This is a genomic window from Anatilimnocola aquadivae, from assembly GCF_049819085.1.
Lineage (GTDB): Bacteria > Planctomycetota > Planctomycetia > Pirellulales > Pirellulaceae > Anatilimnocola.
This window is the reverse complement of the sequence record NZ_CP187419.1, coordinates 5,575,306-5,589,258: the sequence shown is the minus strand read 5'-3', so window position 1 is coordinate 5,589,258 and position 13,953 is coordinate 5,575,306. Positions and strand designations below refer to the sequence as shown.

The following is a 13,953-nucleotide window of genomic DNA, read 5'->3' as shown; positions in this document are numbered from 1 at the left end:
TGCTGGTTGACTCTCAACACCACTGAGGTCTGCCAAATGAATGTCGAAATCTGTGCCGATAAACTCGAAATGGGGCGTCGTGCCGCCGCCGCAGGTGCCGAGCAAATTCATGCCGCGATTGCCGATCGCGGTGTCGCGCACGTAATCGTCGCCACCGGTGCCTCGCAGTTCGAAATGCTCGCCGAATTGGTGCAAGCACCGAAGATCGACTGGTCGAAGGTGATTTTCTTTCACCTCGACGAATACGTTGGCATGCCGATCACGCATGCTGCGTCGTTTCGCCGGTACTTGAAGGAGCGGCTCGTCGAACGCCTGCCGCAGCCGCCGAAGGCCTTTTACTACATTGATGCGGAAAGTGATCCGGCCGCCGAATGTCGCCGACTCGGCGACCTGATCAAGCAGCACCCGATTGATGTCGCCTTTATTGGCATCGGCGAAAACGCTCACCTGGCATTCAATGATCCACCGGCCGATTTTGTGACCGAAGAGCCCTACCTGGTGGTAACCTTGGACGAAGCTTGCCGTCGCCAACAATTTGGCGAAGGCTGGTTCCCCACGCTCGATGACGTGCCCAAGCTGGCGCTCTCGATGTCGATTCGGCAGATTCTCAAATCCAACGTGATTGTCTGCAGCGTGCCCGACGAACGCAAAGCGGCCGCCGTGAAGGCTGCCATCGAGGGGAGCATTACCCCGCAGATTCCCGCTTCGATTTTGCAGCAGCACCCACGAGCCACCATCTATCTCGATCCCCCCGCTGCCTCGCATTTGCTGAAGAAATAGTGCGGACTCTCCCGCAATTGCCCTGTCGCTCCGCATTCCAAAATCTGACTTCCGCCCCTTGAGGATCTCATGACCGATCAAGCCCCCGAACGCCCCACCGTCATTCTCTCTGGCTTCGGCGACGAGGCAGCCAATCAAAAAACGGCCGAACAACAGTTCGCCGCGTTCGCCGCTTTGGGTCTGCAGTACTACTCCATTCGCTTCATCGACGCCGGCAACGGCATCAAGAATGTGATGCAGTTGACGACGGCGGAGATCACCAAGATCCGTCATTTGGAAGACGAGTACGGGCTGAACGTCGCCACGCTCGGTTCGCCCATCGGCAAGGTGAAACTGCTCGATCAGGACGACGGCACCAAGAACCGTTTTGTGCCGTTCGAGAAGTATCTGAACGAGGAAGTGAAGAAAGCCTGTGAACTGGCCCACGCTTTCGAAACCAAGCTGATTCGCGGCTTCTCGTTTTATCATCCCAAGGGTTCGAACCCGGCCGATCACTTGCCGCAGGCAGTCGATCAGCTCGGACAAATCGCCGAACTGTGCCATCGCAGCGATCTCACCTTCGGCCTCGAAGTCGAAGCCAACCTTGTGGGTCAAACGGGCGACTTGCTGGCCGAAATTCATCGCCAGGTCGATCACCCGGCCATGGTGCTGATTTTCGACGGTGCCAATATCGCCACGCAGGGCTTCAGCCCGACCGAGACCTTCGACCAGTACGAGAAGATGAAAAAGGGTCTCGGCTGGATGCACATCAAGGACTATCGCCACCCGCAGCGGATGCAGCGGACGACGCACGTCGACGAAGAGGCGCTCAAGCACTTCGTCCCCGCTAACCTGGGCGACAGTGCCCACGAAGCGATCTTGCGCGACTTTAAGGAGATGATTCCTGCCGTCGAGAAGAAGCTGACCAAGCGCGGGATCCCGGGCGTGATTCTCGACCTCGAACCGCACCTGAAGGGTGGCGGTCAGTTCGGCGGCTTCAGCGGCCCCGATGGCCTCGGCGTTGCCCTGCGTGGCCTGTGCAAAGTGCTTGACTACGTCGGCATCGACTACCACCTGCGCGACTTCGACGACGTGTGCAGTGCCCGAGGCTTCTAAGCGAGGTCCGCTGGCCCAGGCTCCCCTCGGTGGAATTCTGCCACACTGAATAGCCTTCCTCCGCCGTCTCATCGTACCTCCGCATTGACTTCGCTCGGGCTGCTGAACAGGTCTCACGCAGCCCTGCTGACAACCAGTTGGTGATAACTTTTTGCGCGAAAATCCTGCTGGCGACCGTCTTCATAACCCGTGTCTCTCAAGTAGTTTGCGATCGCAAGCTCGCGAATACGGCCCGGTTCTTGATAACCGTTTGATAACCTCCTCGGTCTGTGTTCACGCCGCAGCCTGAACAGGCCCTAACCAGGGGCGGGTGATCTCGTCGAGCGACGGCCTGCCCCGCCGGTCTCGCCTTCGCAGTCCACCCCTTGCTGAACAGTCCCGTTCAGAGCTTCTGCGAACCGGATTTTGATAACTTTCTGCGTCAAAGATCGATGTCCACAAATCGACACAACCTTTTTCTGTGCAATCAGTTGCGACCACAACTGGCCGCAAATCGCCCGATTCTTGATAACCGTTTGATAACCACACTTGCCCCTGTTCACACTGCGCCCTGAACAGGCCCTAATCAGGGGGGCGTGCCTTCGTGACGGCAGACCTCCTGGTCTGCTTTCTAACCGGAGGCCGCTCCGGCGAATCTCATTCGCCTTGGTCCTTTGCCCCCAGTGAGACTGGCAACTCTCTACCTGACTCTCTCCAGGTAGCCTTCAGCTACATAACACCTGCGCGTCCTGCAGTCCCAACTCACGCCCTTATCAAAACATTAAAATGTCATTGACACATAGTCAATACAACGTAATAATATTCTCAGCGGTAGCAACCAGATTGCCGAGAGGATGAGGTCGCGGATCACAGAAGGAGGGAATGCGCGGGACCGCCGAGCGGCACCTCGCTTACCGAATCCCCTTGGCATACGCCTGATCTTCGGCGCTGAGTTGTGTCAGTGGTACGGCGATGACCTTGCCGGTGTCCTTGCGTTTGAGACGCACGACCTCGCTGGTCTTGCTGAGGAATTGAGCTTCGACCGAGAACTTGCCGTCGGCGGTAGCCCACGTGCGAAACTCGCGCTCGACCTTGGTGGGCGGAGTGGTTTTGGTGGTGGGCGGTTTGCTGCTGCCCGTGACACGCGGGTCGCTTTCGGTCGAGGCAACCGCCGTTTGCTTGGGTGCTTTCGGCATGACCGCCGAGACGTCGTACATCGCTACTTGTGTGATGCTCAGACCGGATGAGCCAGATTGAGCGGAGATGGCCAGGCGTTGCCAATCGGGCGAGAGCGCGACGTTGGGCACGCTGAACTCCCGATGGACCGTGGGGAAGCCATCGAACAGGCTGACGACGGGAATCTTTGCGACGAGTTCGAGCTTGTCGCCTTCTTTCTGTGGCACGCGGTGCAGTTCGAGTTCGCCGACGACCGGCTTGCGACAAATGGCAGCGATTTGGCCATCACAGAGCAGCCAGCCTCGATCGAGTTGGCTGTCGAACGAATACGCGGCGAGTTCCTTCGCGTCGGCAGGGTTCCAGAGTTTCAGCTTGCCATCGAGTCCCAAAGAAAGTAGCCCTGCTGGGGTAAACGCGAGTGCGTCAACCTTGGCTGTATGGGCGGAGACACCTTTGATGTCTGCTGTTTGAAACTTGTTGGTGGTCCAGAGATAAACTCGGCCGTTGGGGCGACCGCCGGCGACAAACTTACCATCGGCTGAGTATGCAGCAGCGGTGCCGCGCCAGTCTTTGGCAAGCGGCGGAGGTGGATCAACGGTTGGCTCGAAGTTCCCTGGTGCTTCCGACAGGTCTGCCTTTAAGATGCCAACGCCACCCGAGGCTGAAGCTAAGAAGAGCAGATCCTTCTTCGCCGAGAGTCCTCCACTGGGCGAAAAATCGATCGCGATTCCGTGGGTGGCGATGTCCTTCCCCGTCGTAACGTCCACCAGCCGATTCACGATTTTCTCGATGCAATAGATGGTCCGCGGACGAGGGCCCGTGGCGAGATGAAGTGTCGGGCCACGCAGGCCCTTCAGATCTTCCGGCAACTTCGCACCGGTGGCTGCATCAAAGGCCCAGCAATCGTTGTCTTTGGGAGAAACAACTAGCTGCTTGCCGTCGCTCGTGAAGGCGAGCGAGCGAATCAACTCGCTCCTCCATTCGAGCACTTTCGCTGGCTTGAGCGTGGTTGCCTCTTGGCTCCAGATGGAGCCCATCGGCAAGGTAGCCAGGACGAGCGATAGGAATAACGAACGAACAAGCAAAGGCATGGCTGCACCTGAGCGTTGGAGTGCAATGGCTAGACTCGCAATTTGCCATGAAAATCGGCTGAAAGCCAGAGTTTTGCGGGAGGCAAACTAGCGGTAGTCTTCGCGAATCGGATTGAAGACATCAATGGCGACGGCTGGCTCATCACCGGCCACGCAGCCGTGAACGATCTCGCCAGGAATGCGCCACATTTCTCCCGCGCGGAGCGTGCGAGTTTCGTCACCGATGGTAAAAGTCAGTTCGCCGCTGAGGAGCATTCCCATTTGCTCGTGCGGATGCTTATGAGGCAGCACTTCGGATCGCGGTTCGAGTTCCACGATCGAGATCATCGTCTTCTCACCGGCTACGGTGTTGATGTGCACACCGGGAAAAATCTGGTGGCGCGAGCAGTCAGATTTGGAAACGAAATACTTGCTCATGAGCGGAGTCTCGGGAGAGGTGAGTGAGGCAGGACTTCTGGAATCGATTCGCTAAGCATCCATCGATTCGAGCAATACCGTGTCTTGATGTTCGTAGCCCGGAGCACAGCAACACAAGAAGAGCAGCGTTACAGTGCCGGTATTCGTGATTTGATGCGGCGCGCCGGGCGGAATCGCAATCGCATCGCCGGGACCAACGGTTTGGCGATCGCCGCCGATGCGCATCTCGCCGGTCCCTTGCAAGATGTAATAGATTTCTTCCGAGCAAGGATGATAGTGAGGCTGTGTGGTCTGACCGGGTGCTACGCGGGCTTCGGCCAGGCTCTGATTGCGAATGACCGAGTTGCGGTGCGCGAGCAACTCGCGAATCTCGGAGCCATCTTTCGTTGTGAAAGCGACAGCCTCCGCAACATTCCGAACGTCCATCCGAACTACCTCTCGCTACGGAAGTTCGCGCGGCGACATGCCGACATCGACAATACTGCACGCTTGAATGACATTCAGTCCCAGGCTTTCCGCTGCGGCGATCAGTTCATCGCTTTCGGTACCCGGATTGAGCCACAGTTCGTCGCAACCACGCGCAGCGATCTCGGGCAGAACCTTGATGCCTACCTGTGGCGGCAAGTAAACACTCACGCGGTTGATGGTCCCCGCTGGAACCTCGGCCAGTGAGGAGTAAGCCTTCAAGCCTTCGATTTCATCGGCCTTGGGATTGATGGGGTAAACGGTGTAGCCTTTGGCTTGATGAGCGCGGACGGATTTGTTACCGAACTTGGTTCGGTCAGTACTAGCGCCGAGGATGGCGACGGTGGGCATGTGGAGTCCTTTTGTGTGGCTGGATCGAGCAAGGAGTCGGCCCCTCACCCCAACCCTTTCCCCGGAGTACCGAGGCGAGGGAGTTAAGAGGAGGCGCACTTCGCGACAGAGGCTTTCATTTTCTCCAGGCCGGTCTTGGCGACCAGCAGGGCATCCTGCTTCCAGTATTCAGGATTGAACAACTCGAGCGAAAGAGTGCCGGCAAAACCGTTCGCAAAGAGTGACTTCAGGATGGAAGTGATGGGAGCGACACCATCGCCCGGAAAGACGCGGTCTTTATCGGCAATCGTGGCCCGGGGGGGATCGGCAGGATAGTCGTTCATGTGGAAGCAATGAATCGCCGAACCGGCTACGAGGGTAAGCCCGTGGAACTCGCTGCCGCCCTTATGCAGGTGGTAGATGTCTGGCAGGATGCAGGCTGCTGGGTGTTTACTTTCTACGGCAACCAGCATCGTTTCGCCCAGTTTGCTAAGCGTGGTTGAGAATCCCCAGACTTCGATTTGCGGAATGACTTCCAGCGAAACACCCAGTTCGAGCAGCTTGGCGTAGCGTTCGGCCGCTTTGAACAAATTGAGATCGCTTTGCTTCGTGGCCCCGGCTGGTGGCGCGGCGATGTGCGTGCCGCCGATCGACTTGACGAGGTTCATATCGGCCTTGGCTTGCTCCAGGCCTTTCGCCCGCCTTTCATCGTCGTCGACAATCCACTCGGCAAAGCCGATGGCACTATCGACCTTCAGCCCATGATCCGAAATTCGCTTGGCCAGATCCTTCACGCTGCCGCCGTTCATCTCATAAGCACGAAGGTCGCCGATCCAAGGCTCGATCGAGTCGTAGCCTGCCTTGGCGGCGAGATCGACCTGATCCGGTACGCTCAGCTTTTGACCGCGGACGGTGCTCATGTTGAGGCAATAGCGGAGCGTCTTGGGAATCTTGACTGGCTCGGCGGCGGATGTTTGAAATTGCAGACTTGAGCCCGCGGCGGCTCCGAGAGCCACGCCACCCATTGCTTGCAACCAGGAACGGCGGGGAAATTCGAACGAAGGCATGACAGGTGCTCACGGGAGGAAAGGTCGGGCCTGCTATTCTGGGCAAGGTCTGCGGGCAATGCAATCGTGGTGCAAGCCGCTCGCGAGCGTTGCCAGCGATAACATTGGTAAAATCGTCCGGTTCGGAAAGAGCCGCGCTTTCGCCAATTCAGGCGAACATTTGTCAGTCCGAACCGCCGATGTACCAAATACGTTCGCTGCCGACGGGTTGCCCGTTGGTCGCTAGCCCCCACCGATAGTCCCCCACCTCAATCCGGCAAACGCTGCAATCCGGCAGTACTGTCGAGATTCAGCTTTCCCCCCGCGGAGGATTGCATCATGCGCGCCTACTTCCTGTCTGCCGTCGCTGTTGCGGCGACGGTTGTCCTTTCGCTTGGTTCGGCTTCGGCCCAGACTTGCGGTACCGCCTCCGGACAAGGTGGCAATGGCTGCCAGACTTGCGGTGCAGCGCAAGGTGGTAACGGTTGCCAATCGTGTGGCGGCCGGCACGGTCACCATCGCAAATACACCGAAGGGAAAGACTACGGTTTCAATTGCGGCTGCAATGGCAGCTACAACTATCCCGTACCGCCGCTGTACACGTACCATTGGCCTGGCATGTACAAAGCGGTCCGCATGACCGACTATCACAGCCCGTGGCGTTTCCCGCCGATCAAGCCCTTCATCGATGAACTCGCGCCAGCGGACGTGATGACGTTCGAAGAGTCCCAGAGCGACCTGCTGCCCATCTCGGCGATGATGCCCGTTGATGGCCCAACCAAGCGCGTCGGCGAACCCGAATCGCTGAGCAGCAAGTTGCAACGCAGCTACCGCTAAGGCGGAAGACGATGGCGTGAAGCGTCGACGCGCTTATTGAAGCAGCGTCAACGCTGGATGGTGTCGTCGAAGTTCCACACCCAGTGGAGCACGTCGCCATAGTCGCTGAAGTACCAGTAGTGGCCGGCGTCTGTTTGCTGGCGAGTCAGATAGGCGCACGTCTGCTGCCCCCGACGCTCTTTGATCAGACGAAAAAGATCGGCCAGCACATCGACATTGCTGCCATAGTAACTGTGACCGAGAAAATCGAAGTCGACGGCCGAGACATCAATCGTCTCGACTCCCGGCACGATGAGCGGCGGATGAGAATCGCCGGCTCGCTGCTCTTGATGAAGTGACTTCGAGACGATTAACGCCGAGTCACTCGTACTGGCGTAGAGCGTCACTTGCTCTGCTTGGGCGATCACTCCGGGTGCCCAGCGCTGGAAGTCGCTTCGCCCCACATCGGGCGCGCAGAACACGACGTGGCTGAGCGGCTTGCGCGATGTTGCCGGCAACTTGCCGAGCGACTGCATCACCAGGCGACTCCCCATGCTGTGTACGACGATGTTCACGCGTGTTTCGGGAGCTACATCGGCCAGCAATTGCTGCAAGAACGCCGTGAAGGGTTCGACCGAATTGAAATTCACCGTTTCATCGACGCCATAATTGCGAACGCCCCCCTGCGATGGCCAACTGTAACTCACCACCGCGCCATTGAAGGGAAGATCGAGCGCCACCTGAGCCGTACGAATCAGCGCAGACTCAAAGTCGACATTGAAGCCGTGGACGAATAGCAGCAGGTCTTTCTGCCGCGAAGCACCCACCTGGCGGTTGACGCCAGAAACGAACTCTTGCCAGGCAATGGTTCGCACTTCGTCCAAGCGAACACTTGAAAAAGGATCCGCTGAGTTGGTTGCTGGCGAAACTGAGTTGGTTGCTGGCGAAACATTGCTCGGTGCATTCGCCTCTGCCTGTCGCTGCGGATCTTCGCCACGGCGACGAAACGGCACCATGATTTCGGCGCGACCAAACTGCGGCACACTGCGAACGTCGTTGCCAAACCGTTCTTGCCCGCTCGCTGCTGTTTCGGCCAGCAGGCCGCGATTGGTGGCAAAGAAGACTTCCCAAGTCGTCGCCTTGCCCTGAGCAGCGATGACAGCGACGGGCTCGTCAAGGATCTCGACGAACGGTCCCCAGCCTTCATGGACGAGAGGCAATTTCGTGTGCTTCAGTTTTTCTTCGTAGAGCGTGTCGTAGTAGACAGGAACGCGCCGCTTCTTGACGATGATGGTCGGCGGCTTGCGACAGCCAAGAAGGCCGACGAGGCAGACTAGCGCGAGAATCGCGAGTCGAACAATCAGGGTCGACGTCTTCATCGGGGCATCCTGCCGGCAAGCAATGGTTCTGCGGGACAGCACAGAACCTGACCGGGGGAATTTACCCGCTCGGGCGAATTCGGCCTAGATGAATCACGGACGCTGCTACCAACTACCGGGGGATTATTCCTTTTTGGCGTGCAGTTCATCGGCCACGTGAAACTCAGTGCTGCTCACGAGCGAGAACTTTACCTGAGGATTTTCTTTCTGGGCATAGTCGCAGTCCCACTTCGATTCAAACAGCACAGCCTCTTTGCCGTAATGGTCGACAACGCGGCGAGTCGAATAGGGGAGCTTGATGTCGGCCAGAATATCGGCTGGGCCTTCGATCCAGCGGACCATCTTGTACGGCAGCCAGTTCACACTGGTGGCCGTGTTGTACTCGCTTTGCAGGCGAAACTTTACGACGTCGAATTGCAGCACACCGACCGCCGCGAGAATGGGTTCGACCTGACCACCGCCGGGACGAGTAAAGCACTGAATGGCACCCTCGTTGATCAACTGCTCCAGACCGCGGTTGAACTGCTTGCGGCGCAACGTGTCTTCGCAGCGAAAGATGGCGAAGTTCTCAGGCGGGAACTGCGGTAATGGTTCGAAGTTCACCTGCTTGCCGGAACAGATGGTATCGCCCAGGCGAAATTCACCTGGATTTACCAACCCGATAATATCACCGGGAAAGCCTTCGTCCATCGTCTCGCGCCCCTGCGCGAACAACCGATGAGCACGGGGGAGTTTGATCTTCTTACCACTGCGCGGATGAACGACTTCCATTTCGCGCTCGAACTTGCCTGAGCACACACGCAAGAATGCTACCAGGTCGCGATGGCGAGGGTCTAGGTTCGCTTGCAGCTTGAACACGAAGCCAGAGAATTCTTTGCGATCGACCGGGATCATGCCGTGGTCGCTCAGTCGAGGCTGGGGCGAGGGGCAGAGCTTGAGAAAGCCGCGGAGGAAATCTTCGACGCCGAAGTTCGTGTAAGCACTGCCGAAGAAGACCGGCGTCATCATGCCTTGCAAGAACAACATCGGGTCGAGACTATCACCGGCGCTGAGCACCAGTTCCCACTCTTCGGTCGCAATCTGCCTCACCAGCGGATCCATATCGGCATCGGTCAGTTCCGTAAACGGCTTTACGTCAAAGCCAATTCGTTGTTCGCCACTGGAGCGATCGAACAGGTGCGCTTCGCCCGAGATGCGATCGACGATGCCGCGAAAATCCGGCCCCGTGCCGAGCGGCCAGTTGAACGCCACGGCATGGATGCCCAGTTTCTCTTCGATGTTCGCCAGAATCTCGAGCGGTTCCTTACCGGTGCGGTCGACCTTGTTCACAAAGGTGAGCACGGGAATGTTGCGCATCGCGCAGACGCGAAACAGCTTTTCGGTTTGGGTTTCGACTCCCTTCGCCAGGTCGATGACCATCACGGCGCAATCGGCTGCCATTAGCGTGCGGTACGTATCTTCGCTGAAGTCATGGTGACCCGGGGTATCGAGCAAGTTGACGCGAAACCCTTCGAAGTCAAAGCTCAGCACGGTCGAACTGACCGAGATGCCACGCTGCTTTTCGAGTTCCATCCAGTCGCTGGTTGCCGCGCGTTGCGATTTGCGCCCGCGAACGGCTCCGGCGATTTCGACACAGCCGCCATACAACAGCAGCTTTTCGGTGAGGGTCGTTTTGCCGGCATCGGGGTGCGAGATGATGGCAAAGGTTCGGCGGCGACTCGCTTCGCGGGTGACGACCGGATCGATAGCAACTGGAGTCTGGTTCATAAAATCAAAATTCCGCGGGCGATGGTTGTCGCCGGCGAGGGCAAGGCAGTGGCAAAAGTGCGGGCTTGCCAACGAGCGGTGTTGGCGGACAGGACGACGCGAGCGTGAGAAGGAAGAAAGCCATCTAAGGTGGCGTCGGGCCACAGCCTGTTCCGCGCGCCAGTCCATGACGCTCCCACGGAGCGGAAGTGGGCCGAAAAATGACGGAAAACTTGATCATGGCTGATGAAGCCAATTCTAAGACCCAGGCACTTTTCGGGCAACCTTAGCTGCCAGCTTCAGCTGAAGGACCTGTATGAATGACTGGCTCCGCACCGCCGACGCTCGTAAACTGGGCAAGACTCCATCCGACGAATTCCTCGACGAGAACCCACCATGCGCAGTCTTGCCCCTATCGGTTGCCTGCTTGTTCTCTGCCTCGCTTCCTCTTCCTTTGCACTTGCCCAAGAGCCTAGTGCGCTCGAAAGCTACATTCGGCTGAACTATGTGAAACAGGAAGTTCGCATTCCCATGCGGGACGGTGTGGAGTTGTTCACCTCGATCTATTCGCCCCGCGATACCTCGCGCAAGTATCCGCTGTTGATGAAGCGGACGCCGTATGCCGTCGGTCCCTATGGTGTCGACAAGTACGCGGCTGCACTCGGCCCTAGCGAGCACTTTGTGAAGGCGGGCTACATCTTTGTGAATCAGGATGTCCGCGGTCGGTTCATGTCGGATGGCAAGTTCGAGCAAGTGACGCCGCACAAGGCCGACAAACGAACCAAGAACGATGTCGATGAGAGTAGCGATACCTACGACACCATCGAATGGCTGCTGAAGAACGTCGCCAACAATAATGGCCGCGTGGGGATGTACGGCATTTCGTATCCGGGCTTCTATTGCTCCGCAGGGATGATCGACGCACATCCGGCCCTCATCGCAGTCTCGCCGCAAGCTCCCGTCGGTGATTGGTACTTCGACGACTTTCTGCACAACGGGGCTTTCTTTCTCGCCCACGCCTATCGCTGGCTGGGAAACAACGCGCAGGAGCGCACCAAGCCCACCTCTGAAAAAGCTCCGCCGGTAACCTACCCAACGCTCGATGGTTATCAGCTTTTCTTGAATGCCGTGAACAACGACAACGTCAGCAAGCAGCACTTGAAAGCCGCCGTTCCCTTCTGGGACCACATGATGGCCCATCCCAATCGAGACGAGTTCTGGAAAAAGCGAGCCATCCTGCCCCATCTGAAAAAAGTAGCTCCGGCGGTGATGGTGGTCACCGGCTGGTACGACGCCGAAGACTTGTACGGCTCGTTCAAGTCTTATCAGGCCATTGAGGCCCAGAATCCCAACGTAAACAACGTGCTCGTAGTTGGCCCCTGGCATCACGGCGGCTGGGCTTCGACTGAAGGAGAAAAACTGGGGCCAATTGCCTTTGGTTCGAAGACAGCCGCGTTCTATCGAGCTGAAATCGAGTTGCCGTTTTTCGAGCGATATCTCAAAGACACGAAAGGCACTCCCCTCGCCGAAGCTACGGTGTTCGAAACGGGCTCCAATGCCTGGCGCACGTTCGACAAATGGCCACCGCGTAACAGCCAACCTAAGCAGCTCTTTTTGCGAGAAGAGGGCAAGCTCGATTACGCAGCTCCCACGTCGAACGAAGGCTACGACGAGTACGTGAGCGATCCCGCCAAGCCGGTGCCGTTCATCGAGAAGATCTCGCCAACGATGAACATCGAGTACATGCTCGACGATCAGCGCTTTGCCGCCCGCCGACCCGATGTGCTTGTATATCAAACACCGGCGCTGACCGAAGACCTGCTGATTGCCGGACCGCTAGAGGTCGACCTGTGGTGCTCGACGACGGGCAGCGATTCGGACTTTGTCGTGAAGCTGATCGATGTGTTTCCCGATTCGCCGAACGCAGCCGATCAGCCGGGCTTTCAAATGATGGTCCGCAGCGAAGTGATCCGCGGCCGCTATCGCAACAGCTTCGAGAAGCCGGAAGCATTCGTGCCGGGCGAGCCCGCCCGCATCAAGCTGGAACTTCTGGACGTGCTGCATCGCTTTCAAAAGGGGCATCGACTGATGATTCAGGTTCAAAGCACCTGGTTTCCGCTTGTTGACCGTAATCCACAGAAGTTTGTCCCCAACATTCACTTCGCCAAGGCCGAAGATTTCCAGAAGGCCACCCAACGGATCTATCGCTCGGCAAAACATCCCACCAGCGTCCGCTTTGGAGCGGTTCCGACGCCGGCCCCTCCCGTCGCCAAGACGAAGGATTGACGCCACCTCTCGTGGCTCAAGTCACCTGCCTGGTCACTTTGCTGACGAGCGTCTTGGCCCCAATGGCCACCTTCACCTGGCCCCATGAAATGACGCTGGCCTTCTTGTAGTCGCCTTTGCGAGCGTCAATCCAAGAATGCAAGTAGTCGCCGACCGCGACTTCCGCTTGCCGTTCGGGATTCGGAATCAGCCCGAGCTTGGCCAGCTTTTTCGCTAAGCCAAGCTCCAGTCCGTTCACCCATTGAGCGAGGTCTGGCCCCATCGGCTGATTGAGGTTTTGGGTCTCCAGCAGTTGCTCGACCCGATACTTAATCCCCTCGGCCGCCCGCTGAGTGACCTTGCCCAAGCGGATCGTTGGCCGCTGGCCATTCGCCGCGACGTACTGAATTCAGCGGCAGCCGTTCTGTTCACGCGCAATACTTGCCAATTGATGGCTCCTTTTTGTGTTGGTTGTGCTGATGTATTCGCCCCACTTAGCCAGAGATTGGGGGCAGGCGGTCAGCTTCGCCTTCTTCTCGCCCAGAAGCAACTTCATTTGCTTGGAGGACGGCTATTGAAATGCCTTTTGCCGCAATGCGGCTCACGGCAAACTGAAAGGCGGCGTGAGCCAGATGTCGCTCAATTCGCTCCGGTTTCACACGGGAGGATCGAAATGACGAATGCAGTGTTTAATCGTGCCTGCATTCGTCTACGCGGTGACACTGTTCTGTGGCTGGTCACCTTATGCCGGCTGAGCAAACGTCAATTTCGTCTGCGAACTTGCCATAATAGACGGTGTTTGAAATGATCTTGGAAATATCGCGTGGAAGTTGTTCAACTCGTAACTCAACAATTGGTTTAGTTAACAAAGAATAAGGGCATGGGATATTGCCAGTTCTATGACAATCGAACGAATACAGCCCCTTCTTGCTCATCCCGCCATGAACACGCTCGTATCCAGGCCTGAACATATCGGCACGTGACTCCAACCCGAGTCGCGCCAAGAATGGCCCTTCAAAACTCGTGATCTCAGCAGCGATAGAGTTAAAATATCTGCAAATCTTCTCCAATTCCGTACGAGACATCTTCACAGATTGTGGCAAGAACCCTCGCCCTCCTGACGTGAAGAACGCTACGGCACCTGTAGAGTCAATCGCAAACCATTCAAAGTCCTGGAACTCCTCCTCTTCATCCGCGATACTCATAATCTCCTCTTCGCTATTTCGGCGAGTACAAGTTAGGGCCAAACATGGGGTTACAATTCCCACATGGTTCCACAACGTGAGTGAACCCTTGTTTCGGCCGGCAAGCCCATGTGAATCTAATGTTCTGCAACTTCGAGCCGCTACCCTATGCATCAGGTCATCG

At 57.4% G+C, this 13,953-nt stretch carries 13 protein-coding genes; 4 read left to right on the top strand and 9 right to left on the bottom strand.

What is annotated here, in order from left to right:
- The first annotated feature begins 36 nt into the window (after positions 1-36).
- Together NA78x_RS22005 and NA78x_RS22000 are read left to right on the top strand one after the other, a co-directional pair.
- Positions 37-780, top strand: a complete 744-nt coding sequence (locus NA78x_RS22005) for a glucosamine-6-phosphate deaminase (RefSeq protein ID WP_425614534.1) — start codon at positions 37-39, stop codon at positions 778-780.
- A gap of 69 nt (positions 781-849) precedes the next feature.
- Entirely contained in the window at positions 850-1,875 is a 1,026-nt protein-coding gene (locus tag NA78x_RS22000; RefSeq protein WP_425614533.1) for a sugar phosphate isomerase/epimerase family protein, read from the top strand.
- Between the two features lie 890 nt (positions 1,876-2,765).
- Here the strand turns inward: NA78x_RS22000 and NA78x_RS21995 are convergent.
- From NA78x_RS21995 to NA78x_RS21975, 5 genes are all read right to left on the bottom strand, one after another.
- Positions 2,766-4,121, bottom strand: a complete 1,356-nt coding sequence (locus NA78x_RS21995) for an SHD1 domain-containing protein (RefSeq protein WP_425614532.1) — start codon at positions 4,119-4,121, stop codon at positions 2,766-2,768.
- Between the two features lie 87 nt (positions 4,122-4,208).
- Positions 4,209-4,538 carry a cupin domain-containing protein gene (locus NA78x_RS21990; protein ID WP_425614531.1) on the bottom strand — a complete coding sequence of 110 codons (330 nt, stop codon included), beginning with the start codon at positions 4,536-4,538 and terminating at the stop codon, positions 4,209-4,211.
- Between the two features lie 51 nt (positions 4,539-4,589).
- Positions 4,590-4,964 (bottom strand): cupin domain-containing protein, encoded by a 375-nt coding sequence (locus NA78x_RS21985; protein WP_425614530.1) that lies wholly within the window; start codon positions 4,962-4,964, stop codon positions 4,590-4,592.
- A 15-nt stretch (positions 4,965-4,979) separates the two neighbouring features.
- Positions 4,980-5,354 (bottom strand): CoA-binding protein, encoded by a 375-nt coding sequence (locus NA78x_RS21980; protein WP_425614529.1) that lies wholly within the window; start codon positions 5,352-5,354, stop codon positions 4,980-4,982.
- A gap of 83 nt (positions 5,355-5,437) precedes the next feature.
- Positions 5,438-6,400, bottom strand: a complete 963-nt coding sequence (locus NA78x_RS21975) for a sugar phosphate isomerase/epimerase family protein (RefSeq protein ID WP_425614528.1) — start codon at positions 6,398-6,400, stop codon at positions 5,438-5,440.
- A 318-nt stretch (positions 6,401-6,718) separates the two neighbouring features.
- On the opposite strand from NA78x_RS21975, the gene NA78x_RS21970 reads away from it, so the two are divergent.
- The gene (locus NA78x_RS21970) at positions 6,719-7,216 is read left to right on the top strand and encodes a hypothetical protein (protein ID WP_425614527.1); all 498 of its coding nucleotides are present in this window, start codon (positions 6,719-6,721) and stop codon (positions 7,214-7,216) included.
- A gap of 47 nt (positions 7,217-7,263) precedes the next feature.
- Here NA78x_RS21970 and NA78x_RS21965 read toward each other — a convergent pair whose 3' ends face one another.
- Complete coding sequence (locus tag NA78x_RS21965) at positions 7,264-8,574, bottom strand: alpha/beta hydrolase (RefSeq protein ID WP_425614526.1); 1,311 nt, start codon at positions 8,572-8,574, stop codon at positions 7,264-7,266.
- Positions 8,575-8,697: 123 nt separating this feature from the next.
- Positions 8,698-10,341 (bottom strand): peptide chain release factor 3, encoded by a 1,644-nt coding sequence (locus tag NA78x_RS21960; RefSeq protein ID WP_425614525.1) that lies wholly within the window; start codon positions 10,339-10,341, stop codon positions 8,698-8,700.
- Between the two features lie 375 nt (positions 10,342-10,716).
- On the opposite strand from NA78x_RS21960, the gene NA78x_RS21955 reads away from it, so the two are divergent.
- Positions 10,717-12,606: a CocE/NonD family hydrolase gene (locus tag NA78x_RS21955; protein ID WP_425614524.1), complete on the top strand. Its 1,890-nt coding sequence runs from the start codon at positions 10,717-10,719 to the stop codon at positions 12,604-12,606.
- A gap of 16 nt (positions 12,607-12,622) precedes the next feature.
- On the opposite strand, the gene NA78x_RS21950 is transcribed toward NA78x_RS21955, so the two are convergent.
- Together NA78x_RS21950 and NA78x_RS21945 are read right to left on the bottom strand one after the other, a co-directional pair.
- Positions 12,623-12,952 (bottom strand): hypothetical protein, encoded by a 330-nt coding sequence (locus tag NA78x_RS21950; protein WP_425614523.1) that lies wholly within the window; start codon positions 12,950-12,952, stop codon positions 12,623-12,625.
- Between the two features lie 370 nt (positions 12,953-13,322).
- The gene (locus tag NA78x_RS21945; protein ID WP_425614522.1) at positions 13,323-13,790 is read right to left on the bottom strand and encodes a hypothetical protein; all 468 of its coding nucleotides are present in this window, start codon (positions 13,788-13,790) and stop codon (positions 13,323-13,325) included.
- Positions 13,791-13,953 lie beyond the last annotated feature (163 nt).

Excerpts from the sequence above, each read along its gene's own strand:
- NA78x_RS21945 (WP_425614522.1), bottom strand. The coding sequence starts at position 13,790 with ATGAGTATCGCGGATGAAGAGGAGGAGTTCCAGGACTTTGAATGGTTT.
- NA78x_RS22000 (WP_425614533.1), top strand. The coding sequence starts at position 850 with ATGACCGATCAAGCCCCCGAACGCCCCACCGTCATTCTCTCTGGCTTC.
- NA78x_RS21995 (WP_425614532.1), bottom strand. The coding sequence starts at position 4,121 with ATGCCTTTGCTTGTTCGTTCGTTATTCCTATCGCTCGTCCTGGCTACC.
- NA78x_RS21955 (WP_425614524.1), top strand. The coding sequence starts at position 10,717 with ATGCGCAGTCTTGCCCCTATCGGTTGCCTGCTTGTTCTCTGCCTCGCT.
- NA78x_RS21960 (WP_425614525.1), bottom strand. The coding sequence starts at position 10,341 with ATGAACCAGACTCCAGTTGCTATCGATCCGGTCGTCACCCGCGAAGCG.
- NA78x_RS22005 (WP_425614534.1), top strand. The coding sequence starts at position 37 with ATGAATGTCGAAATCTGTGCCGATAAACTCGAAATGGGGCGTCGTGCC.
- NA78x_RS21975 (WP_425614528.1), bottom strand. The coding sequence starts at position 6,400 with ATGCCTTCGTTCGAATTTCCCCGCCGTTCCTGGTTGCAAGCAATGGGT.
- NA78x_RS21970 (WP_425614527.1), top strand. The coding sequence starts at position 6,719 with ATGCGCGCCTACTTCCTGTCTGCCGTCGCTGTTGCGGCGACGGTTGTC.
- NA78x_RS21990 (WP_425614531.1), bottom strand. The coding sequence starts at position 4,538 with ATGAGCAAGTATTTCGTTTCCAAATCTGACTGCTCGCGCCACCAGATT.
- NA78x_RS21965 (WP_425614526.1), bottom strand. The coding sequence starts at position 8,574 with ATGAAGACGTCGACCCTGATTGTTCGACTCGCGATTCTCGCGCTAGTC.
- NA78x_RS21980 (WP_425614529.1), bottom strand. The coding sequence starts at position 5,354 with ATGCCCACCGTCGCCATCCTCGGCGCTAGTACTGACCGAACCAAGTTC.
- NA78x_RS21985 (WP_425614530.1), bottom strand. The coding sequence starts at position 4,964 with ATGGACGTTCGGAATGTTGCGGAGGCTGTCGCTTTCACAACGAAAGAT.